The following is a 21,566-nucleotide window of genomic DNA, read 5'->3' on the forward strand; positions in this document are numbered from 1 at the left end:
CTAACGCTCCTGCTGGTGAGAGGTGCCGAGGTTGAAGCCGTTGCCCGCCGGACCGGTGTTACCGGCCTGGCGACCCTGCTGAATACCCCGACGGAGATTGGTCAGCCGGCCACGTACGTCCGCTGGCGCACGTGAAACCTGCGGACCGGCCTGGTTGTTCTGTTCCTGCGCGGTGCCGGGCACCAGATTGGCACGCGGTACCCGGCGGGGCAGACCGGAGGTGGTGATACCGCCCGCCGCGGGCTTCTTGACCCGCTCCGCCTGGCGTACCAGCTCGTCGTTGGGCGACGTGCGCCAGGAGGAGGTCGCGCCGGCGCCGTGGGCACCGGAACCGTTCGTACTCGGAGCGGGCAGGCCGGGGCCGCCCGCTCCGCCGGTGGAACCGCGCTGGGGCATCGGCTCACGGCGCGGCATCGAGGCGGGCCCGGACGGCCCACCCTGCTGCGGCGCCTGCTGCTCCTGCGGGCGGCCGCCCGGCTGCGTGCCGTGGAACCAGTTCGTCTCCAGCGAGTCGAACAGCGGCGTGCGGCCGTCACCGGGACCGGCCGGCGGCAGCGCCTCGGGCCCCGGCTGCTGCGGCAGACCCGGCTGGCGGTACCCGCCGCCCGGACCGGACGCGGGTGACGGCGCCTGCGGACGCGGGGCGTTGAAGTCCTGCTGCGGGGCGCTGTAGCCCTGCTGCGGGGCGTTGAAGTCGGCCGGCCCCCGGTAGCCGGACTGCGGCGCGGCGTAGTTCTGCTGCGCGTTGTAGTCCGGCTGATAGCCGCTGCCGGCAGGGGTGCCGCTGCCGCCGGCGTTGCCGGTGGTGCCCGGGTTGTCGTAGCCCGCCGGGGCGTTGTCGAAGTCCGGGCGGGGGAACTGGGCCGTGGCCGCGGCGTCCTGCTGTTCGCCGCCGCGCCCCTGGTTCAGGTCGGGCCGGGGCCCGTTGTAGTCCGGGCGCTGGAACTCGGCGGTGGAGCCGGGCCCCTGCCGCTCGGCCATCGGCCTGCCGTACTGGCCGGTGGTCTCGTGCTCCTCGTGGCCGCGCGGGGCGTCCAGCGAGGGGCGCTGCGGTGCGGACGGCTGCTCGCTGCCCCAGCTGGTGGTCTCGGGACGCTGCTGCCGGGGCTGCGGGTTGCCGCCGGGCAGTTCGGCGCGCGGCCCGCCGGGCGGCGGGAGCTGCCGGCCGTGGTCGGGGGCGCCGCCCTGCTGGAAGGCGTTCTGGGCGTGGCCGCCGTAGCCGTTCTGGCCCCCCTGGCCGTGCTGGCCCTGCTGGCCGACCGGCGCCCCGGGATGGTCCGTACGGCCCTGCCCCTGATGCTGACCCTGGCTCTGGTCGCCGTGGCCCTGACCACCCTGACCGCCCTGGCCGTTTTGGCCGGGGCCCTGGTTCTGCGCGCCGAAGGCGTTCTGGCCGAAGACGCTGGGCTGGCCGGATCCCTGACGCTGCTGGTCCTGCGCTCCGCCGGCCTGGGGTCCGCCCTGCGATCCGTCACGCGACGGCAGCGCGGCGCGCGGGCTCGTACCGGCCCCGACCTGGCCGCGCGGCGCACCCGCGGCGAGACCGGGACGGCCGCCACCGGCCGCACCGGGACCGCTGGTCAGCTGGCCGCCCACAGCGCCGGGACCGGCGCTCACGCCGTTCTGGCCGCCGGGTGCGCCCACACCGGGCCGGCCGACCGGGCCCTTCTTGCCGCCGTGGGCGACATCGACCGGCAGCATGACGAGCGCGGTCGTACCGCCGGAGTCGGACGGACGCAGCTGGATCCGGATGCCGTGGCGCAGGGACAGCCGGCCGACCACGAACAGACCCATCCGGCGCGAGACCGAGACGTCCACGGTGGGCGGCGAGGCGAGCCGCTCGTTGATCGCCGCGAGGTCCTCGGGGGAGAGACCGATGCCCGTGTCGTGGATCTCGACCAGCACCCGCCCGTCGGGCAGCGCGTGACCGGTGACCCGGACCTTCGTCTGCGGCGAGGAGAACGACGTGGCGTTCTCCAGCAGCTCGGCGAGGAGGTGCACGAGGTCGTTGACGACGCGTCCGGCGACCTCGGTCGCCGGGACCGAGGTCAGCTCGATGCGCTCGTACTGCTCCACCTCGGAGGCGGCGGCACGGAGTACGTCGACCAGCGGGACCGGCCGGGTCCACCGGCGGCCCGGCTCCTCACCGGCGAGGACCAGGAGGTTTTCGCCGTTACGGCGCATACGGGTCGCGAGGTGGTCCAGCTTGAAGAGCGAGGAGAGCTGGTCCGGGTCGGCCTCACGGGACTCCAGCTCGGAGATCAGTGACAGCTGACGCTGGATGAGGCCCTGGCTGCGGCGCGAGAGGTTGGTGAACATCGCGTTGACGTTGCCTCGCAGGAGGGCCTGCTCGGCGGCGAGCCGGACGGCCTCGCGGTGCACGTCGTCGAAGGCCGCGGCGACCTGTCCGATCTCGTCCCGGGAGTGCACACCGACCGACTCGACGGACGTGTCGACATCCTGCGGGTCCGACTCGGAGAGCTGCTTGACCAGCTCGGGCAGCCGTTCCTGGGCGACCTTGGTCGCCGTGTCCTGGAGCCGGCGCAGCGAGCGGATCATGGAGCGGGCCACCACGAAGGCGCCGACGAGCGAGACGCCGAGGACGACGAGGATCAGCGCACCGTTGATGAGCGCCTCGCGCTGCGAGTCCTGCCGCAGCTCACGGGCCTTGCCCTCCATCTCGCCCAGCAGCGTGGCCTCGATGGTCTTCATCGCGTTGATCCGGGTGGACGCCTGGTCGGTCCAGTCCAGATACGAGCGGTTGGGCCGGTCCCGCAGTCCGTCCTCGGTACCGAGGACGCGGTCCGCGTACTTGGCGGCCGCCTCGATCTCCGGGTTGCCCTGGCCGTTGAGCGGTGCCATCAGCTCTTCGGCGTCGCCGCCCATGGATTCGTACAGCGAGCTGAAGGAGGTGAGGGCGTTCTTCTCCTTGGTCGCCGCGGCCAGACCGTAGAGCCGGTCGTTCTCGCTGAGCTTGCCCTTGATCTTGGGGTCGGCGGGCAGCGCGGCGGCGATGATCGCCCGCTGGATGGAGGCGTACTCCTTGGCGGACGAGAACGCGGCCAGCGCACGGGTCCGCTTGATCATGTCCGGGTTGCTGGTCGCCTGGGCCATGTCCTGCGAAAGGCTCAGCAGGGAGTCGATCAGTCCGCTGTACGCGTCGACCGTCAGGGCGTCCGAGTCCGAGGTGTAGGCGGACTTGCGGATCTTGTTGATCTCGTTGACCTGGCTGGCGATCTGGTTGACGTTGGAGCGGATGCTCTCCAGCGCCTCGTCACCGTCGGTGTTGCCGATGTCGACGGTGGCGTCGAGGAAGGCCTTCTTCGCCCGGTCGGTCTTCGTACGGCGGTCCTGGACCTTGAAGTCCTTGGAGCCCTGGCCGTTGGTGAGCGGACCGGCCGACTCGTCACGCTCCGCCTGGAGCGCGGCGGCGAGGCTGGTCGCCTCCTTGGTCATCTTGGTCAGCAGCTGCATGTGCTCCAGCTGCTGCATGTCGTTCATCGACTCGTTGATCCGGAGGCCGCCCAGCGTGGTGGCCGCGACCACCGGAAGAGCGAGCAGGGAGACGAGACGGGTGCTGATGCGCCAGTTGCGCAGCGCTATTCGGGAGCCCGCGTCAGGGGGGCCCACGGGCTCGGGCGCGGCCACGGGACTCTCGCCGACGGGCGCGGCTCCGGAGTGGCCGCCACGGCCGCCGTTCTCGCCCGAGGCTGCCGGGCCCGGGTTCTGGGTGTGCTGGGGCGAGGAGCCGCGGTCGGTTCCGCCACGGGACTCCTGCTCCGCCGCAGCGCTGCTATCCCTCTTGAAACGTCCCTGCACTAGCGTCGCAACCTCTGGACCAGGCGTCCCTCCGCTGAACGGCGGGACGGTGTCGGCGTCGTGGGGTGCAGAACGCTCCCCAGTGGTGGTCGTGAGTGACCGGCGCAGCTCCCCTTCCCCCGCCGCCACTCGGCGCTCTGCAGCGCCTCTGCGCGCCGGTTTGAAACCCGCGGCGGTGGGGGGAATTCCAGCACAGTGCAGGATCTCCAACAAGGGCGGCCGGTTCGGCCGCGGTCGCATGACACGGCGTGAGCGCCGCATCACGAGCCGTAGAAGCGGTTCGTGGAGGAAGCGGACTTTTCTTTACAAAGCACTTACGGGCAGGGGGTGTCGAGGCCCCCGTGGGCCTGAGTGGAATGAAACGTTCAGTGAGGCAATGTCCGTTTCTGTGGCGGCCCGCGACTGTCCGTAATGAGGTAAATGCCTGTCCAGTCGTGAGCAAACTCACATGTGATTCGGCGGGAGATCCCGGCCCGCGCCGGGAATCGGATGTTTAGCCTGACGCTTTACAGGGATGGAACATCCGACCACCGGCGCCCTGGGCGCCCCGCCGCGAACAGGGCTCAGAGACCACAGATGAAGACGACAACGTCCGGCAATACGGCCAACCCCCGGCGCACCACGCTCGCGCACCTCAAGGACGCCGCGCACCTGATCCCCACCGAACGGCCGGAGCACCCGCTCACCCTGCCGACCCGGACCGCCAACCCGCGCCGCACGATCCTGATGGTCGCCCCCGCCGCGTCGGCCGCCTCCACGGCGCAGGACCTCTCCCCGGCCCCGGAGACCGCCGCGCCGGACGCCGCCACCGCCCAGGACGCGTCCACCGGGCAGTAGGACGCGTCCGCCGGGCAGTGGAGGGGATCCGCCCGCCGCCCATCGGCATGATCCGCATCGGCCCGCACGGAAAGCCGCGAGGCCGCCTTCACCCGCCGCGCTAGCCTGGAGCGTCAGTCTCCAGTACCAGCCAGCAAGTGAAGGGCGACAGCATCCCGTGCGCATCGCCAGATTCTCCATCGACGGCAATGTCGCCTTCGGCGCGGTCGAGGGCGAAGGCAGCGGCGACCCCGCCGGCCTCGTCCTCGACATCATCAAGGGCATTCCGTACACCGACTTCGAGCTCTCCGGGGTCAAGGTCCCGCTGAGCAAGGTACGGCTCCTCCCGCCCGTGCTCCCCAACAAGGTCGTGGGTATCGGCCGCAACTACGCGGAGCACGCGGCGGAGCTGGGCAACGCGGTCCCCGAGGCGCCCGTCGCCTTCTTCAAGCCCACCACCTCGGTGATCGGCTCCGGCGACGCGATCGAGTACCCGGCCTTCTCGAACGAGGTCCATCACGAGGCCGAACTGGCCGTCGTCATCGGCCGGATGTGCCGCGAGGTCCCCCGTGAGCGCGTCAAGGACGTCATCTTCGGCTACACGTGTGCCAATGACGTCACCGCCCGCGACGCGCAGGAGCGCGAGAAGCAGTGGGCCCGCGCCAAGGGCTTCGACACCTCGTGCCCGCTCGGCCCCTGGGTGGAGACCGACTTCGACCCCTCCGATGTCACCATCCAGTGCACGGTCAACGGCGAACAGCGCCAGCTCGGCCGTACGAGCGACATGATCCGCTCCATCGAGGACCTGGTCGTCCACATCACCGAGGCCATGACGCTGCTCCCGGGCGACGTCATCCTCACGGGCACCCCCGCCGGGGTCGGCCCCCTCAGTGTCGGCGACGAGGTCGCCGTCACCATCGAAGGCATCGGCACTCTCACCAACAGGGTGATCAAGCGTGGCTAGCGCACACAGCGGTACGGACACGTCCGTCCGCGTACGTTTCTGTCCCTCGCCGACCGGCAACCCGCACGTGGGCCTGGTCCGCACCGCCCTCTTCAACTGGGCGTTCGCCCGCCACAACGGCGGCACCATGGTCTTCCGCATCGAGGACACCGACGCGGCGCGCGACTCCGAGGAGTCGTACCAGGCGCTGCTCGACTCGATGCGCTGGCTGGGGCTCGACTGGGACGAGGGCCCCGAGATCGGCGGCCCGCACGCCCCCTACCGCCAGTCGCAGCGGATGGACCTCTACCGCGACACCGCCGAGAAGCTGCTGGCCGCGGGGCACGCGTACCACTGCTACTGCACGGCCGAGGAGCTGGAGGCCCGCCGCGACGCCGCCCGCGCCGCCGGCAGGCCCTCGGGCTACGACGGGCACTGCCGCGACCTGTCGGACGCGCGGGTGGCCGCGTACGAGGCCGAGGGGCGCACCTTCATCGTGCGCTTCCGGATGCCCGACGAGCCGATCACCTTCACGGACCTGGTCCGCGGTGAGCTGACCTTCACCCCGGAGAACGTCCCGGACTACGGGATCGTCCGCGCCAACGGGGCCCCTCTCTACACGCTCGTCAACCCGGTCGACGACGCGCTGATGGAGATCACGCACGTACTGCGCGGTGAGGACCTGCTGTCCTCCACCCCGCGCCAGGTCGCGCTCTACAAGGCGCTGATCGAGCTGGGCATCGCCAAGGAGATCCCGGCGTTCGGGCACCTCCCGTACGTGATGGGCGAGGGCAACAAGAAGCTCTCCAAGCGTGACCCGCAGGCGTCCCTCAACCTCTACCGCGAGCGCGGGTTCCTGCCCGAGGGGCTGCTCAACTACCTCTCGCTGCTGGGCTGGTCCCTCTCGCACGACCGCGATCTCTTCTCCATGGAGGAGATGGTCGCCGCGTTCGACATCGCGGACGTCAACGCCAACCCGGCCCGCTTCGACCTGAAGAAGGCCGAGGCGATCAACGCCGACCACATCCGGCAGCTGGACGTGAAGACGTTCGCCGAGGCCTGCGGCCCCTGGCTGAAGGCCCCGCACGCGCCCTGGTCCCCGGAGTCCTTCGACGCCGCCGCCTTCGACGCGCTGGCCCCGCTGGCCCAGACCCGGCTCACGGTGCTCTCGGACATCACCGCCAACGTCGATTTCCTCTTCCTCGACGAGCCGGTCGAGGACGAGGCGTCCTGGGCGAAGGCGATGAAGCCGGGCGCCAACGCCCTGCTGGCCACCGCCCGTACGAAGATCGCCGAGGCGGACTGGAACACCGAGGCGCTCAAGAACGCGGTCCTCACCGCCGGCGAGGAGCACGGCCTCAAGCTGGGCAAGGCCCAGGCCCCGGTCCGCGTGGCCGTCACCGGCCGCACGGTGGGCCTGCCGCTGTTCGAGTCCCTGGAGCTCCTGGGCCGCGACCGCACCCTGTCCCGCATCGACGCGGCCCTGGCGAAGCTCGCCGCGTAGGTACGGTCCGTACGGCGAAAGGGCGGCCCCCGGTAACCCGGTGGCCGCCCGGCGCTTACCCGTTTTGGAGCGCTGTCCACCTTCGGGTAATGTTCTTCCTGCGCCGCCCGAGAAGGCCGAAAGGCCGGACCGAGAGGCGCAAGCCAAGCAAAGCCCCCTGGCGGGGGTTGAGTTTTGGTGGGCTATGGTGTAATTGGCAGCACGACGGTTTCTGGTTCCGTTAGTCTAGGTTCGAGTCCTGGTAGCCCAGCGCAGAAGATGTTCTGCAACGCCCCCGTTGTGTAGCGGCCTAGCACGCTGCCCTCTCACGGCAGTAGCGCCGGTTCGAATCCGGTCGGGGGTACAGATCCTTCTCTCCGATGTCTTCGGGTCGCACCCGGACGCGTCGATGCAGGATCGCTAGGGCCCCCGTTGTGTAGCGGCCTAGCACGCTGCCCTCTCACGGCAGTAGCGCCGGTTCGAATCCGGTCGGGGGTACGCACAGTAATCACCATGGGCTATGGTGTAATTGGCAACACGACGGTTTCTGGTTCCGTTGTTCTAGGTTCGAGTCCTGGTAGCCCAGCTGGACCTCTGGTCCTTGCCCCCGTTGTGTAGCGGCCTAGCACGCTGCCCTCTCACGGCAGTAGCGCCGGTTCGAATCCGGTCGGGGGTACAACAAGACGCAGGAAGGCCCTCCGCATCGCGGAGGGCCTTCCTGCTTTTCTCCGTTCCGTGCCGTTCCCGCGCCCGTCCCACGTCGCAAGCCTCCTCGGCCGAGCGCCGGTTGGATCCCTCGGTCTCCGACCGGGCGCCGCCCGCGCGGCTGCTCCTCATGGGATGCGCGTCAGCAAGTTCCGCGCGCCGCGCAGCTGGTGGCCGGTCGCGGGAGTGCGAGGGCCGACAGGGCCGGGTGCCGGGCCGGTCGCTGCGGCGCTGGAGCGGCCGGCCGGTGGCGGTGAGCGCGGCGGTGAACGCGGCGGTTCGCGCGGACGCGCGGGCGTCAGCTCGTGCGGCGCAGGGCCTCGCTGAGCCGCCCCGCCGCGTCGATCACGGCCTGGGCGTGCATCCGCCCCGGGTGCCGGGTGAGGCGCTCGATCGGTCCGGACACCGACACGGCGGCGACCACACGGTTGGACGGGCCGCGCACCGGCGCCGAGACCGAGGCCACGCCCGGCTCCCGTTCGCCGATCGACTGGGCCCAGCCCCTGCGCCGTACGCCCGAGAGCGCCGTCGCCGTGAAACGGGCCCCCTGCAGTCCTCGGTGCAGCCGCTCGGGCTCCTCCCAGGCCATCAGGATCTGGGCCGAGGAGCCCGCCTTCATGGTGAGGGTCGAGCCGACCGGGACGGTGTCCCGCAGACCGGACAGCCGCTCCGCCGCCGCCACGCAGATCCGCATGTCGCCCTGACGGCGATAGAGCTGAGCGCTCTCGCCGGTCACGTCCCGCAGATGCGTGAGTACGGGCCCGGCCGTGGCCAGCAGGCGGTCCTCGCCCGCCGCCGCGGCCAGCTCGGCCAGCCGGGGGCCGAGGATGAACCGGCCCTGCATGTCCCTCGCCACCATCCGGTGGTGTTCCAGAGCCACGGCCAGCCGGTGGGCCGTGGGTCGTGCGAGCCCGGTCGCCGCGACCAGCCCGGCGAGGGTGGCCGGACCGGACTCCAGGGCGCTCAGTACGAGAGCAGCCTTGTCGAGAACGCCGACGCCGCTAGAGTTGTCCATGCAACGATATTCGCGTCTCACTCTGTGAAACGCAAGTTCCTTTTCGCGGCGAACTTGTCAACCTGTAACTACGGGCCCGCGGACCATCGGGTCCCCGGCCGGCGTCCAGCACGTGGGACAGAGCGCGTGCGGCAGGACATGGCCGCATATCTCTAGGAGCGCCGGCCGCACCAGGCCGGCCGGAGGGAAAGCGATGGGTAGGACACTCGCGGAGAAGGTCTGGGACGACCATGTCGTCCGGCGCGCGGAGGGCGAGCCCGACCTTCTCTTCATCGATCTGCACCTGCTGCACGAGGTGACCAGCCCCCAGGCGTTCGACGGCCTGCGCCAGAACGACCGCCAGGTGCGGCGGCTCGACCTCACCATCGCGACCGAGGACCACAACACCCCGACCCTCGACATCGACAAGCCCATCGCGGACCCGGTCTCCCGTGTGCAGCTGGAGACGCTCCGCAAGAACTGCGCCGACTTCGGCGTCCGGCTGCACCCGCTGGGCGATGTCGAGCAGGGCGTCGTCCATGTCGTCGGCCCCCAGCTGGGGCTGACCCAGCCCGGCACCACCGTGGTCTGCGGCGACAGCCACACCTCCACCCACGGCGCCTTCGGCGCGCTCGCGTTCGGCATCGGCACCAGCCAGGTCGAGCACGTCCTGGCCACCCAGACACTGCCGCTGGCCCGCCCCAGGACCATGGCCATCACGGTGGAGGGCGAGCTGCCCGACGCCGTCACCGCCAAGGACCTGATCCTCGCCATCATCGCCAGGATCGGCACCGGCGGCGGCCAGGGCTACATCCTCGAATACCGGGGCTCGGCCATCGAGAAACTCTCGATGGAGGCCCGGATGACCATCTGCAACATGTCGATCGAGGCCGGCGCCCGCGCGGGCATGATCGCCCCGGACGAGACCACCTTCGCCTACCTGGAGGGCCGCGACCACGCCCCCCGGGGCGAGGACTGGGACGCGGCCGTCGCGTACTGGAAGACGCTGCGCACCGACGACGACGCGGTCTTCGACGCCGAGGTCTTCATCGACGCCACGGAACTCGCGCCGTTCGTCACCTGGGGCACCAACCCGGGCCAGGGCGCACCGCTCTCCGCACGGGTCCCCGACCCTGCCTCGTACGAGGACGCTTCGGAGCGCCACGCCGCCGAAAAGGCCCTGGAATACATGGGGTTGACCGCCGGGCAGGCGCTGCGTGACATCAGCGTCGACACCGTCTTCGTAGGCTCCTGCACCAACGGCCGTATCGAGGACCTGCGCTCCGCCGCCTCGATCCTGGACGGCCGCAAAGTCGCCGACGGCGTGCGGATGCTGGTGGTCCCCGGCTCGGTACGGGTCGCGCTCCAGGCGGTCGAAGAGGGCCTGGACAAGGTCTTCACCACCGCCGGAGCCGAATGGCGGCACGCGGGCTGCTCCATGTGTCTGGGCATGAACCCCGACCAACTCGCGCCCGGCGAACGCTCCGCCTCCACCTCCAACCGCAACTTCGAGGGCAGGCAGGGCAAGGGCGGCCGCACCCATCTGGTCTCTCCCCAGGTCGCCGCCGCCACCGCCGTGCTGGGCCATCTGGCCTCGCCCGCCGACCTGTCCGACGAAGCCGCCGACGTCCGTACGCCCGCTGGAGCGCGATAACCATGGAAGCCTTCACCACGCACACCGGCCGCGCCGTCCCGCTGCGCCGCGGCAACGTCGACACGGACCAGATCATCCCGGCCCACTGGCTCAAGAAGGTCACCCGCGACGGCTTCGAGGACGGGCTCTTCGAGGCGTGGCGCAAGCAGCCCGACTTCGTCCTCAACCAGCCCGTGTACGCCGGGGCGACCGTCCTGGTGGCCGGACCCGACTTCGGTACGGGTTCCTCCCGGGAACACGCCGTCTGGGCCCTGCAGAACTACGGCTTCAAGGCCGTCATCTCCTCGCGGTTCGCGGATATCTTCCGTGGCAACTCGCTCAAGAACGGTCTGCTGACCGTGGTTCTGGAGCAGTCGGTCGTCGACGCCCTCTGGGAGATCGCCGAGAGCGACCCGCGGTCCGAGGTCACCGTCGACCTGGAGCGGCGCCAGGTCCGTGCCGCCGCTCCCGGCGGCGTGGAGCTGTTGGCCGATTTCGAGCTTGACGAAGACGCCCGCTGGCGCCTGCTGAACGGGCTCGACGACATCAGCCTCACCCTTCGGAGCGAAGCGGACATCGCCGCTTACGAGACGGCCCGACCGGCCTTCAAACCCCGCACGATTACCGCCTGAGCAGCGCTTTTCCCCCACTGCACCCCCTGCCGTCCGGCAGGGGGTGCAGTTGCTTGTTGACACCCCCTGAAGCGACAACTCGCCCCAGATGGCACAATCGGTGCATGGAACGCGACAACCAACTCAAGCTTTACGGGTTGGTCGCCGAACAACTGAAAGAAGCGCACACAACAGTGCGCGGACTGCAAGTCCCGGAGAGCGTACGGATGGCGCTCTCCCGGAAGCTGCTGGTCATCACGGCCGCGGCGAAACACGATCTCCCGGACGCGGCAAGGCGTCTGGACCGCTTCAAGAAGGACCTCGACGAGGGCCGTTTTCCCGAAGGTGTCTGACCTCGGCGGAACTCCGCCAGGTCGACTTCGTTGCGGCACTAGGGTGATTAGCCCGTTTCGTGTTTGATTTGCGGTATATATCTGCCTAACGTGCGAAAACGCTTGAACACTTTCGTTCTGGCAATGTCTCCGAAGGGGAAGACGTGAACAAGGCGCAGCTCGTAGAAGCGATTGCGGACAAGGTCGGCGGCCGCCAGCAGGCCGCGGACGCGGTCGACGCGGTACTCGACGCGATCGTCCGCGCGGTGGTCGCGGGCGACCGGGTCTCGGTCACCGGCTTCGGCTCGTTCGAGAAGGTCGACCGTCCGGCCCGTTACGCCCGCAACCCGCAGACGGGTGAGCGCGTACGGGTCAAGAAGACCTCCGTTCCGCGCTTCCGCGCGGGTCAGGGCTTCAAGGACCTGGTCAGCGGCTCGAAGAAGCTCCCCAAGAACGACGTGGCCGTCAAGAAGGCCCCCAAGGGCAGCCTCTCGGGCGGTTCTTCCACCCGTACGACCGCCAAGGCCGCGGCCAAGAAGGCCACCGCCAAGAAGGCGACGGCGGCGAAGACGACCGCCAGGAAGACCGCGCCCGCGAAGACCGCGCCCGCGAAGACCGCGGCGAAGAAGACCACGACGGCGGCGAAGAAGACCACCGCCAAGAAGGCCACTCCGGCGGCGAAGAAGACCGCCGCCACCACGACCGCGGCCAAGAAGACCGCCGCGAAGAAGACCGCGCCGGCCAAGAAGGCCATCGCCAAGAAGGCGCCCGCGAGGAAGACCACCGCGCGTACGACGACCGCCAAGAAGACCGCCGCCGCCAAGTAAGCGGCGACATGGCCACACGCGCCGGGCCGGGCTCCCCTCGGGGAGCCCGGCCCGCGGTGTTGTACGGGGCGATCGGCCCGCTCAGAACGTCTGGAGCGTCACCAGGGTGATCCGGCGGGCCGCGCCCTCGCCCTCGGTCTCGATCCGCACCCGCTGGCCCGCCCGGAGCAGCCGCAGGCCGCCGGCGTCGAAGGCCGCCGCGTCGAACTCCACCGGGGTGCCGTCGTCCAGCAGCACACTCCCGCTGCGGGATTCGGATGCGTATGTGTACGCGGTCGCCTGCATACCGCCAGCGTATCGGTCCCGCCTCCGGAGCCCGCCCTCAGTGGCCCGGCCGCGGCCGGACACCTGGCTCCGTCCGTGGCTCCGGTCGGGCTTCGGCCCGTGCCGCGGGCCGTGTCCCGGTCCGCTGCTGGGTCCTCCCCTCCGGTTCGGACCGCGGCGGCGATCCGTACGCCGCGTACCGCCGGGCCGTGTACGGGCCGAGGCCCAGCGCCGCGGCCACCAGCAGATCGTCACCCGTATCGACGTCCCGCCGCACGGAATCCACCCCCGCCAGTTCTATTTCCACCGCGCCCGAGGACAAATGCCGGTGCCTCGACGGGCCGCCGAATGCCGGATTCAATTCCGTACCCGGAGCGGTCGTCAGCAATGTCGTACCGATTTCGGCGGCATCCGCGAGAAAAGCACGCGGAAATGCCCCGGCGGCGGTCAGGACCCGGGCCAGTTCCCCGGGCCGGAGCGCCGGCAGATCCGCGTTGAGCGCGGCCACCGCCGCGCCGGGCCGGGCTGCCCTGACGGCGTCCACACCATGCGCCAGCGCCGCGTTGAGGCCGCCCGCCGGGGTGTCCGCCACGATGCGCGCCCCCAGCGCGGCGAGCTCCGCCGCCGCCGTCGCATCGTCCGTGATGACCACCACATCCAGGACAGCGGGGCAGGCCAGCGCGGCGGCGACCGTGTCCTGCGCGAACGCCAGGGCGAGCAGCGGACGCAGGGCGTCCCCGGCGGACCGGGCGAGCCTGCTCTTGGCCAGCCGGAGCGGTTTGAGCGGAACGACCAGGGACCAGCGCCCGGTCGGGTCGGTGTTCGTGGCGAACTCTCCGTCCATGTGTATCGGCCCTCTATTGTGGCCCGGCACCCTCGCGGCCCACGGGACCGGTCCCGCCACCGGGGCGTACGGTGTTCTCGACAGAGCAGGGGGCCGGGGCGACACTTGGCCTCCCGCGGCCGGGCGTCAGCCGGGCCGGAACAGGAAGGTGTCCGAGTGTCCCGCCGCAGAATCGGCTTCTGGTACCGCCTGGCGGCGGTCATCGCCAAACCGCCGCTCGTCGTTCTGTTCAAGCGGGACTGGCAGGGTCTGGAGCACATTCCGGCCGACGGTGGATTCATCACCGCGGTCAACCACAACTCCTATCTGGACCCTCTCTCCTACGCCCACTTCCAGTACAACACCGGACGCGTCCCGCGATTCCTGGCGAAGGCGGCGCTCTTCAGGGGTTCCTTCGTCGGCGCGATACTCCGTGGCACCGGGCAGATTCCCGTCTACCGCGAGAGCACCGACGCACTGGACGCGTTCCGGGCGGCGGTCGACGCCATCGAGCGCGGCGAATGCGTCGCCTTCTACCCGGAAGGCACCCTCACCCGCGACCCCGAGATGTGGCCGATGGCCGGCAAGACCGGCGCGGCCCGGGTGGCGCTGCTCACCAAGGCCCCCGTCATCCCCGTCGCGCAGTGGGGCGCCAACCTGGCGATGCCGCCGTACGCCAAGGAGAAGCGCTTCCGGCTCTTCCCGCGCAAGACGCTGAAGGTCCTGGCCGGACCGCCGGTCGACCTCTCCCGGTTCGAGGACCGGGAAGCCACGCCTGAACTGCTGCGCGAGGCGACCGAGGTCATCATGGCCGCCATCACGGAGCTGCTCTCCGAGGTACGCGGGGAGCCGGTGCCCACGGCCACCTACGACCATCGCAAAGCCAGGGCGGAACAGCGGCGCAAGGCCGCGGAAGAGGGGTCGAAGTGACGCGGGTCGCCGTTTTCGGAGCGGGTTCCTGGGGGACCGCGTTCGCCATGATCCTCGCCGACGCCGGGTGCGAGGTGACCATCTGGGGCCGGCGCCAGGAGATCGCCGACATCATCAACACCACCCGTACCAACCCCGACTATCTGCCGGGCCTCGAACTGCCCGCCGGGGTAACGGCCACGACCGACCCGGCGGCCGCCGCGAGCGGCGCCGACTTCACCGTGCTCACCGTGCCCTCGCAGACGCTGCGCGGCAATCTCGCCGAGTGGGCGCCCCTGCTGCCCGGCGACACCGTGCTCGTCTCGCTGATGAAGGGCGTCGAACTCGGCACCGCCAAGCGGATGAGCGAGGTGATCGAGGAGGTCGCCAAGGTGCCGGCCGAGCGGGTCGCCGTGGTCACCGGGCCCAACCTCGCCGCGGAGATCGCCGCCCGGATGCCGGCCGCGGCCGTGGTCGCCTGCCGGGACGAGGCGGTCGCCCAGCGGCTCCAGTCCGCCTGCCACACGCCCTACTACCGCCCCTACACCAACACCGATGTCGTCGGCTGCGAACTCGGCGGAGCGGTCAAGAACGTGATCGGTCTCGCCGTCGGCATCGCCGACGGCATGGGCCTCGGCGACAACACCAAAGCCTCCCTGATGACCCGGGGCCTCGCCGAGACCACCCGGCTCGGGATGGCCATGGGCGCCGACCCGCACACCTTCTCCGGCCTCGCCGGCATGGGTGATCTGATCGCCACCTGCTCCTCGCCGCTCTCCCGCAACCACACCTTCGGCACCAACCTGGGCCGCGGCATGACACTCCAGGAGACCATCGCCGTCACCAAACGGACCGCCGAGGGCGTCAAGTCCTGCGAATCCGTACTGGATCTGGCCCGGCGCCACCGGGTCGACATGCCGATCACCGAAACCGTGGTGGACATCGTGCACAACGGCAAGCCGCCGCTCGTCGCGCTCAAGGAGCTGATGTCGCGCAGCGCCAAGGCCGAACGCCACTGAACGGCGGTCTCCGAACGGCGGTCTCCGAACGGCGGTCACCGAACGGCGCTCTCCGAACGCCATCGACCGGCACGCCGGTGCGACCGACCGCGTCAGCCGCGCCCGGCCAGGCCCTGTCGCCGCTGACTCCCGCGCGGTCAACAGGTACTCTCATCGCGATATGAGCAGCGAGAACCCCTCCCAGAGCCCTGAGCAGCAGCTCCGCAAGCCGCGTGTCGCCGTCGTGTTCGGCGGCCGGAGCTCCGAGCACGCCATTTCGGTGGTCACGGCCGGCGCCGTGCTGCGGTCCATCGACCGGACCAAGTACGACGTCCTGCCGATCGGCATCACCACCGACGGCCGCTGGGCGCTCACCGCCGACGACCCGGAGCGGATGGCCATCGCCGACCGCACCCTGCCGAGCGTCGAGCAGATCGCCGAGTCCACGGAGGGCGGGATCGTCCTCTCCGTCGATCCGGGCAACCGCGAGGTCGTCTACAGCGAGCCGGGCTCCGTGCCCAAGGCGCTGGGCGAGGTCGACGTCGTCTTCCCCGTGCTGCACGGCCCGTACGGTGAGGACGGCACCCTGCAGGGCCTGCTGGAACTCTCCGGAGTCCCCTACGTCGGCGCGGGCGTCCTCGCCTCGGCCGTCGGCCAGGACAAGGAGTACATGAAGCGGGTGTTCACCTCCTTCGGGCTGCCTGTCGGCCCGTACGTGGTGATCCGCCCCCGCGAATGGGAGCAGGGCCCGGACGGGGGCACCGCCGGCAAGGGCGCCGCGGCCCGCGAGAAGATCGTGGACTTCGCCGCCGAGCACGGCTGGCCGCTCTTCGTGAAGCCCGCCCGGGCCGGTTCCTCCATCGGGATCACCAAGGTCGACGACATCTCAGGACTCGACGAGGCGATCGCCGAGGCCCAGCGCCACGACCCCAAGATCCTGGTGGAGGCGCTGCTGCGCGGCCGCGAGATCGAGTGCGGTGTGCTGGAGTTCGAGGACGGGCCGCGGGCGAGCGTGCCCGCCGAGATCCCGCCCGTCACGGCGCACGACTTCTACGACTTCGAGGCCAAGTACATCGACTCGGCGGCCGGTCTGGTGCCCGCGCCGCTGACCGAGGAGCAGACGGCCGAGGTGCGGCGGCTCGCGGTCGACGCGTTCGAGGCCGCGTCCTGCGAGGGGCTGGTCCGCGCGGACTTCTTCCTCACCGAGGACGGCGAGTTCGTCATCAACGAGATCAACACGATGCCGGGCTTCACCCCGATCTCCATGTACCCGCGGATGTGGCAGGAGAGCGGTGTCGGCTACGCGGAACTGGTCGACCGGCTGATCGAGGCGGCCCTGCGCCGCCCGACCGGCCTGCGCTGACCCGTCAGGTCCCGCAGGCCCCAGAGGTCCCGCACCCGGTCCCGTTCCGCCTGTCCGTCACAGGCTGGACGGGACCGTCCTCGCGACCGGCCCGGCGAGCTCGGTGAGCGGACCCGCGTCATGGGTGAACCGCGTGCTCAGGGAGACCTCGACATAGGTCTCGCGATACGTGGTGGTGAACCGGGGCCCCGAGTCGCGTTCTTCCAGCATCCAGTTGACGCCGTTGACCTCCACGCCCCGCGCCTGGGGGTCGCTCATCCGGTCGGGCCGGGGGACGCCGCAGCGCAGCACGATCGCGCCGTCGCCCCAGCCGGCGGTCAGCTCGGAACGGGGTGCGGGATCCTCCCGGCCGAGCCCCGCCACCTTCTCCGGCAGCTCCTGGTGCAGCGACCCGCAGAGCGCCGCCTCCTTCTGGGGCGGGCTCGGGACGGCGACCCGCGCCGCCCCTCCCGTGGCGGAGCAGCCCGCCGCCGTCAGCAGGACGACGGCGGGAAGCCAGCCGAGCGGACGGCCGGATAGCCTGCGGCATGACAGCGGGCGGCGGGAAGATGTCACCGCCCAAGCGTAGACGGGGGCTACAGGTGCACGACCGGGCAGGTCAGGGTGCGGGTGATGCCGTCCACTTGCTGGACTCTGGCGACCACCATGCGGCCCAGCTCGTCGACGGTGTCCGCCTGAGCGCGCACGATCACGTCGTAGGGACCGGTGACGTCCTCGGCCTGGATCACTCCCGGGAGCTTGGCGATGGTCTCGGCGATGATGGTCGCCTTGCCCACCTCGGTCTGAATAAGGATGTACGCCTGTACCACGGAACCTCCAGGGCGGCCACGAGGATCGTGTGGGGGAAAGAGACGCCACGGTATCGCGTCGCCGCGGGCCACGGGGAGACCCGGGCGTTCGGTGGCGCCCCCGGTGGGGCGTACACAGGACAGAAGTTGACGTTCGTCTTGACGGTACCTACAGCAGTGACGGCCCGCGACCGCACGTGCGGCCCGGCGATCAGAGGGGAGACTCGGTGAAGGGAACCGTGGGCGAGTTGGGGGAGTTCGGCCTCATCAGGGAGCTCACATCCCGGCTCACCACCACTCCGGCGGTCCGGCTCGGTCCGGGCGACGACGCCGCGGTGGTGGCCGCGCCCGACGGCAGGGTCGTGGCGAGTACGGACCTGCTGCTGGAGGGGCGGCACTTCCGCCGGGACTGGTCGACAGCGTACGACGTGGGGCGCAAGGCGGCCGCCCAGAATCTCGCCGACATCGCCGCGATGGGCGCGGTGCCCACCGCGCTGCTGCTCGGCCTGGTCGTCCCGGCCGAACTCCCGGTCACCTGGCCCACCGAGCTGATGGACGGTATCCGGGACGAGTGCCAGGTCGCGGGCGCGGCGGTGGTGGGCGGCGATGTCGTACGCGGCGACACCATCACGATCGCCATCACGGCGCTCGGTGATCTGCGCGGCCACGAGCCGGTGACCAGGTCGGCCGCGCAGCCGGGCAATGTGGTCGCCTACACCGGCTGGTTGGGCTGGTCGGCCGCCGGACTGGCGGTGCTGTCGCGCGGTTTCCGCTCGCCGCGCGCCTTCGTGGAAGCGCACCGCAGGCCCGAACCGCCCTACCACGCGGGCCCTGCGGCGGCCGGGCTCGGCGCCACCGCCATGACCGACATCAGTGACGGGCTCGTCGCCGACCTCGGGCACATCGCGGAGGCCAGCAACGTCCGGATCGACCTGCGCTCCGGTCTGATCGACATCCCCTCGCAGATGCACGACATCGGCCAGGCGGTCGGGATCGACCCGCTCCAGTGGGTGCTGACCGGGGGAGAGGACCACGCGATCGTGGCCACGTTCCCGCCGGAGGTGAAGCTGCCGGCCCGCTGGAAGGTGATCGGCGAGGTCCTCGGCCCGTCCGCGCCGCCCCTGGTGACGGTCGACGGCGCCCCCTGGACCAGCACGGGCGGCTGGGACCACTTCGGGGACATCGAGGACGCGTAGATTCGGGTCCATGACGGTCCCCGCGCACGCGCCTCCCCGCGTTCTCACCGTCGCCGGTTCCGACTCCGGCGGCGGTGCGGGCCTGCAGGCGGACCTGAAGACCCTGCTGGCCTTCGGGGTGCACGGCATGAGCGTCGTCACGGCGGTCACCGCGCAGAACTCACGCGGCGTGCGGGGCATCTGGGAGCTGCCCGTGGACGCTGTGCGGGCCCAGTACCGCGCTGTCGTGGAGGACATCGGCGTCCAGGCCGTGAAGACCGGCATGCTCTCCTCCGCCGAAATCGTCGCCGCCGTCGCGGACCTCCTCGCCGGGACCGCCGCCCCCGTGGTCGTGGACCCGGTCGGGCTCTCCAAGCACGGTGACCCGCTGCTGGCCGCCTCGGCCCTGGACGCCGTACGGACGCGACTGCTGCCGGCCGCGACCGTCGCCACGCCCAACCTGGACGAAGTGGCGCAGCTCACGGGCGTACAGGTGACGGACGAGGCGGGGATGCGCCGGGGAGCGGACGCCGTACTCGCCCTCGGGCCGCGCTGGGCGCTGATCAAGGGCGGTCATCTGCCGGGCGGCGGCGACGCGGTGGATCTGCTGACCGACGGCGGCGAGGAGCACTGGCTGCGGGCGCCGCGCCACGACAACCGGCATACGCACGGGACGGGGTGCACCCTCGCGTCGGCGATCGCCGCCGGGCTGGCCAGGGGGCAGGACGTCGTGGCGGCCACGGTCGCCGCCAAGGAGTATGTGACCGGCGCGATCGCGCACGGCTTCCCGCTGGGCGCGGGCATCGGCCCGGTGGACCACGCCTGGCGCCTGCGCTGACCGGTTCCTGGCCGTACGGCCAGGAACGGCCAGGAGGGAAGGCGGGAAGGCGGGAAGGCGGGCTCACGGGCACGACAAAAAGCCGGCCCACCGAGGTGGACCGGCTTTTCAAGGCAACCGCAGGGGCTGCGCTACGACGCAGGCGTCAGCGCGAGACCTTGCCGGCCTTGATGCACGAGGTGCATACGTTGAGCCGCTTCGGCGTCCGACCGACCACGGCACGCACACGCTGGATGTTCGGGTTCCAGCGACGAGACGTACGGCGGTGCGAGTGCGAAATGTTGTTGCCGAAGCCCGGCCCCTTGCCACAGACGTCGCAGTTGGCAGCCACGGGTCACTCCAAAGACTTCAGATGCACTTACAGAGAAATCCGGCGTGCCCGAATCAATGAATGATGTGGCGTTACCGGGGGAATGGCCCGACTTTCGTCGGGCAACCGAAGCAGCATACAACGCCTGCTTCGGTGCAACGAAACTAGCATGACCTCCCGCCGTCTCCTCCCGGCCCCCTCGCCGTCACCGCTCCGGTCCGCGGTCCGGGCAGGCCGGGACCCGGCCGCGGGCTACCCTGCGTGCAGCCCGCTTCCAGGCCGCCAAGGAGGACCATCAGGTGCCGCACACCCTCGACGCCACCACGGTGCGGAACTGGTGCTCGCTGTCGCTGGAGGCCCTCGGCCGGGAGCGCGAGGAGATCGACGCGATCAACGTCTACCCCGTCGCGGACGGCGACACCGGCACCAATCTCTACCTGACCCTGGAGTCCGCGGCGCGGGCCGTCGAGGCGGTCTTCGCCGCGCACGAGACCGGTGACTCCGAGCCCGCCCCGGCCGACGCCGTACGCGCCATGGCGCACGGCGCGCTGATCGGCGCCCGGGGGAACTCCGGCACGATCCTGGCGCAGCTGCTGCGCGGGATGACGCAGGTACTGGCGGACGAGACGCCCGGTGACGGACATCACCTCGCCCCGGCGCTGCGCCGCGCCGCCGAACTCGCCCGCGAGGCCGTCGCGCACCCCGCCGAGGGCACCATCCTCACCGTGGCCGACGCGGCGGCGGAGGCGGCGGAACGCGCCGCGGAGGCCGGAGAGGCGCGGGCGGGGACGGCCGCCACCGTGCGCGCGGCGTACGCGGGGGCGCGCGCCGCGCTCGCCGCCACCCCGGGACAGCTGGCCGTGCTCGGACGGGCGGGTGTCGTCGACGCGGGCGGGCGGGGGCTGCTCGCCGTCCTCGGCGCGCTGGTGGGCTCCGTCACCGGGCACGCCCCGCCGGCCTTCCCGGTGAGCCACCGCCGCTACGAGGACCCGTCCGTACCGGGTGCGGCCGAGTCCTGCGCGGAGGGCGACGGGCCCGCCTTCGAAGTGATCTATCTGCTGGAGGCGGACGACAGCGCCGTGGCGCGGCTGCGGGACCGGCTCGACGGACTCGGCGACTCCCTGGTCGTCGTCGGCGGCGACGGTCTCTGGAACGTCCACATCCATGTCGACGACGCGGGCGCCGCCGTGGAGGCCGGGGTCGAGGCGGGGCGCCCGTACCGCATCCGGATCAGCCACTTCGGCGCCGTGGCCGAGCGACGGCCGGAGCGGGTCCAGCGGGCCGTCGTCGCGGTGGTCCCCGGCGAGGGGCTCGCCGGGCTCTGCGCGGAGGCGGGCGCGACGACCGTGCTCGCGCGCCCCGGGGAGCCGCCGGCCAGCGGCGAGCTGGTCGAGGCGATCCGGCGGGCCCACGCACACGAGGTGGTGCTGCTGCCGAACGACGCCGACCTGCGGCACACCGCGGCCGCCGCCGCCGAACAGGCGCGTACCGAAGGGGTGCGGGTCGCCCTCATCCCGACCCGGGCCGCCGTCCAGGGCATCGCGGCGCTCGCCGTGCACCAGCCGGACCGCCGCTTCGACGAGGACGTGGTGGCCATGACCTCCGCGGCCGGTGCCACCCGCTACGCCGAACTGGCCGTCGCCGAGCGGCAGTCCTGGACCATGGCGGGGGTCTGCCAGGCCGGGGACGTGCTGGGGCTCATCGACGGCGATGTGGCGGTGATCGGCGCCGACCTCGCCGCCACCGCCGAGGCGGTCCTGTCCCGGATGCTGGCCGCCGGCGGGGAACTGGTCACGCTGGTGCTCGGCGAGGGCCTGCCCGACGCCCTCGCGGAAGGACTGGAGCTCTACGTACGGGAGGGTCATCTCGCCGTCGACACCGTCGTCTACCGGGGCGGCCGGCAGTCCGCGCCGCTGCTCATCGGCGTCGAATAGC

19 protein-coding genes, 5 tRNA genes and 1 pseudogene are annotated in these 21,566 nt (G+C 71.2%); 18 read left to right on the forward strand and 7 right to left on the reverse strand.

Features of this window, described 5'->3' with window-relative positions:
• The gene (locus tag ACIBAE_RS02410; RefSeq protein WP_399281886.1) at positions 1–3,819 is read right to left on the reverse strand and encodes a nitrate- and nitrite sensing domain-containing protein; all 3,819 of its coding nucleotides are present in this window, start codon (positions 3,817–3,819) and stop codon (positions 1–3) included.
• 576 nt (positions 3,820–4,395) lie between these two features.
• Here ACIBAE_RS02410 and ACIBAE_RS02415 point away from each other — a divergent pair.
• The 8 genes and pseudogenes from ACIBAE_RS02415 to ACIBAE_RS02450 all read left to right on the forward strand — a co-directional run.
• Positions 4,396–4,575 (forward strand): annotated as a pseudogene (locus ACIBAE_RS02415) (hypothetical protein); the annotation flags it as partial.
• Positions 4,576–4,813: 238 nt separating this feature from the next.
• The gene (locus tag ACIBAE_RS02420) at positions 4,814–5,599 is read left to right on the forward strand and encodes a fumarylacetoacetate hydrolase family protein (RefSeq protein ID WP_399281887.1); all 786 of its coding nucleotides are present in this window, start codon (positions 4,814–4,816) and stop codon (positions 5,597–5,599) included.
• Complete coding sequence (gene gltX, locus ACIBAE_RS02425) at positions 5,592–7,082, forward strand: glutamate--tRNA ligase (protein WP_399281888.1); 1,491 nt, start codon at positions 5,592–5,594, stop codon at positions 7,080–7,082. Before ACIBAE_RS02420 ends, gltX begins: the two co-directional genes overlap by 8 nt.
• Before the next feature lie 178 nt (positions 7,083–7,260).
• A tRNA-Gln gene (locus tag ACIBAE_RS02430) sits at positions 7,261–7,332 on the forward strand.
• Between the two features lie 20 nt (positions 7,333–7,352).
• A tRNA-Glu gene (locus ACIBAE_RS02435) sits at positions 7,353–7,425 on the forward strand.
• A 61-nt stretch (positions 7,426–7,486) separates the two neighbouring features.
• A tRNA-Glu gene (locus ACIBAE_RS02440) sits at positions 7,487–7,559 on the forward strand.
• Between the two features lie 16 nt (positions 7,560–7,575).
• Positions 7,576–7,647: transfer RNA gene (locus tag ACIBAE_RS02445), tRNA-Gln, on the forward strand.
• 17 nt (positions 7,648–7,664) lie between these two features.
• A tRNA-Glu gene (locus tag ACIBAE_RS02450) sits at positions 7,665–7,737 on the forward strand.
• Positions 7,738–8,064: 327 nt separating this feature from the next.
• Here the strand turns inward: ACIBAE_RS02450 and ndgR are convergent.
• Complete coding sequence (ndgR, locus tag ACIBAE_RS02455; RefSeq protein ID WP_030361934.1) at positions 8,065–8,781, reverse strand: IclR family transcriptional regulator NdgR; 717 nt, start codon at positions 8,779–8,781, stop codon at positions 8,065–8,067.
• A gap of 193 nt (positions 8,782–8,974) precedes the next feature.
• On the opposite strand from ndgR, the gene leuC reads away from it, so the two are divergent.
• The 4 genes from leuC (at position 8,975) to ACIBAE_RS02475 (ending at position 12,163) form a co-directional block, all read left to right on the forward strand.
• Positions 8,975–10,414 (forward strand): 3-isopropylmalate dehydratase large subunit, encoded by a 1,440-nt coding sequence (gene leuC, locus ACIBAE_RS02460; protein WP_399281889.1) that lies wholly within the window; start codon positions 8,975–8,977, stop codon positions 10,412–10,414.
• Between the two features lie 2 nt (positions 10,415–10,416).
• Positions 10,417–11,025 (forward strand): 3-isopropylmalate dehydratase small subunit, encoded by a 609-nt coding sequence (gene leuD / locus ACIBAE_RS02465; RefSeq protein WP_399281890.1) that lies wholly within the window; start codon positions 10,417–10,419, stop codon positions 11,023–11,025.
• A gap of 104 nt (positions 11,026–11,129) precedes the next feature.
• Positions 11,130–11,357: a hypothetical protein gene (locus ACIBAE_RS02470; protein WP_399281891.1), complete on the forward strand. Its 228-nt coding sequence runs from the start codon at positions 11,130–11,132 to the stop codon at positions 11,355–11,357.
• A 143-nt stretch (positions 11,358–11,500) separates the two neighbouring features.
• Positions 11,501–12,163: an HU family DNA-binding protein gene (locus ACIBAE_RS02475; protein WP_399281893.1), complete on the forward strand. Its 663-nt coding sequence runs from the start codon at positions 11,501–11,503 to the stop codon at positions 12,161–12,163.
• Between the two features lie 81 nt (positions 12,164–12,244).
• Here ACIBAE_RS02475 and ACIBAE_RS02480 read toward each other — a convergent pair whose 3' ends face one another.
• Both ACIBAE_RS02480 and cofC read right to left on the reverse strand, forming a co-directional pair.
• Positions 12,245–12,448: a hypothetical protein gene (locus tag ACIBAE_RS02480; protein WP_399281894.1), complete on the reverse strand. Its 204-nt coding sequence runs from the start codon at positions 12,446–12,448 to the stop codon at positions 12,245–12,247.
• A 37-nt stretch (positions 12,449–12,485) separates the two neighbouring features.
• Positions 12,486–13,271 carry a 2-phospho-L-lactate guanylyltransferase gene (gene cofC, locus ACIBAE_RS02485; protein ID WP_399281895.1) on the reverse strand — a complete coding sequence of 262 codons (786 nt, stop codon included), beginning with the start codon at positions 13,269–13,271 and terminating at the stop codon, positions 12,486–12,488.
• Positions 13,272–13,427: 156 nt separating this feature from the next.
• Between cofC and ACIBAE_RS02490 the strand changes: the two genes are divergently transcribed.
• From ACIBAE_RS02490 to ACIBAE_RS02500, 3 genes are all read left to right on the forward strand, one after another.
• Positions 13,428–14,180, forward strand: coding sequence for a lysophospholipid acyltransferase family protein (locus tag ACIBAE_RS02490; RefSeq protein ID WP_399281896.1), 753 nt, complete (start codon positions 13,428–13,430; stop codon positions 14,178–14,180).
• Entirely contained in the window at positions 14,177–15,178 is a 1,002-nt protein-coding gene (locus ACIBAE_RS02495) for an NAD(P)H-dependent glycerol-3-phosphate dehydrogenase (RefSeq protein WP_399281897.1), read from the forward strand. The genes ACIBAE_RS02490 and ACIBAE_RS02495 overlap by 4 nt, the downstream gene beginning before the upstream one ends.
• Before the next feature lie 160 nt (positions 15,179–15,338).
• Complete coding sequence (locus tag ACIBAE_RS02500; protein WP_399281898.1) at positions 15,339–16,520, forward strand: D-alanine--D-alanine ligase family protein; 1,182 nt, start codon at positions 15,339–15,341, stop codon at positions 16,518–16,520.
• A gap of 57 nt (positions 16,521–16,577) precedes the next feature.
• Here ACIBAE_RS02500 and ACIBAE_RS02505 read toward each other — a convergent pair whose 3' ends face one another.
• Positions 16,578–17,054 carry a DUF3515 domain-containing protein gene (locus tag ACIBAE_RS02505; RefSeq protein ID WP_399282001.1) on the reverse strand — a complete coding sequence of 159 codons (477 nt, stop codon included), beginning with the start codon at positions 17,052–17,054 and terminating at the stop codon, positions 16,578–16,580.
• A 41-nt stretch (positions 17,055–17,095) separates the two neighbouring features.
• Positions 17,096–17,329, reverse strand: a complete 234-nt coding sequence (locus tag ACIBAE_RS02510) for an Lrp/AsnC ligand binding domain-containing protein (RefSeq protein ID WP_399281900.1) — start codon at positions 17,327–17,329, stop codon at positions 17,096–17,098.
• Positions 17,330–17,535: 206 nt separating this feature from the next.
• On the opposite strand from ACIBAE_RS02510, the gene ACIBAE_RS02515 reads away from it, so the two are divergent.
• Positions 17,536–18,504, forward strand: coding sequence for a thiamine-phosphate kinase (locus ACIBAE_RS02515; protein WP_399281901.1), 969 nt, complete (start codon positions 17,536–17,538; stop codon positions 18,502–18,504).
• 10 nt (positions 18,505–18,514) lie between these two features.
• Positions 18,515–19,321 (forward strand): bifunctional hydroxymethylpyrimidine kinase/phosphomethylpyrimidine kinase, encoded by an 807-nt coding sequence (gene thiD / locus ACIBAE_RS02520; protein WP_399281902.1) that lies wholly within the window; start codon positions 18,515–18,517, stop codon positions 19,319–19,321.
• A gap of 145 nt (positions 19,322–19,466) precedes the next feature.
• Here the strand turns inward: thiD and rpmB are convergent, their stop codons facing one another.
• The gene (gene rpmB / locus ACIBAE_RS02525; RefSeq protein WP_003957616.1) at positions 19,467–19,652 is read right to left on the reverse strand and encodes a 50S ribosomal protein L28; all 186 of its coding nucleotides are present in this window, start codon (positions 19,650–19,652) and stop codon (positions 19,467–19,469) included.
• A 278-nt stretch (positions 19,653–19,930) separates the two neighbouring features.
• On the opposite strand from rpmB, the gene ACIBAE_RS02530 reads away from it, so the two are divergent.
• Positions 19,931–21,565, forward strand: coding sequence for a DAK2 domain-containing protein (locus ACIBAE_RS02530; protein WP_399281903.1), 1,635 nt, complete (start codon positions 19,931–19,933; stop codon positions 21,563–21,565).
• The last annotated feature ends 1 nt before the right edge of the window (position 21,566 follow it).

This window comes from Streptomyces sp. NPDC051569 (assembly GCF_044454085.1).
GTDB lineage: Bacteria > Actinomycetota > Actinomycetes > Streptomycetales > Streptomycetaceae > Streptomyces.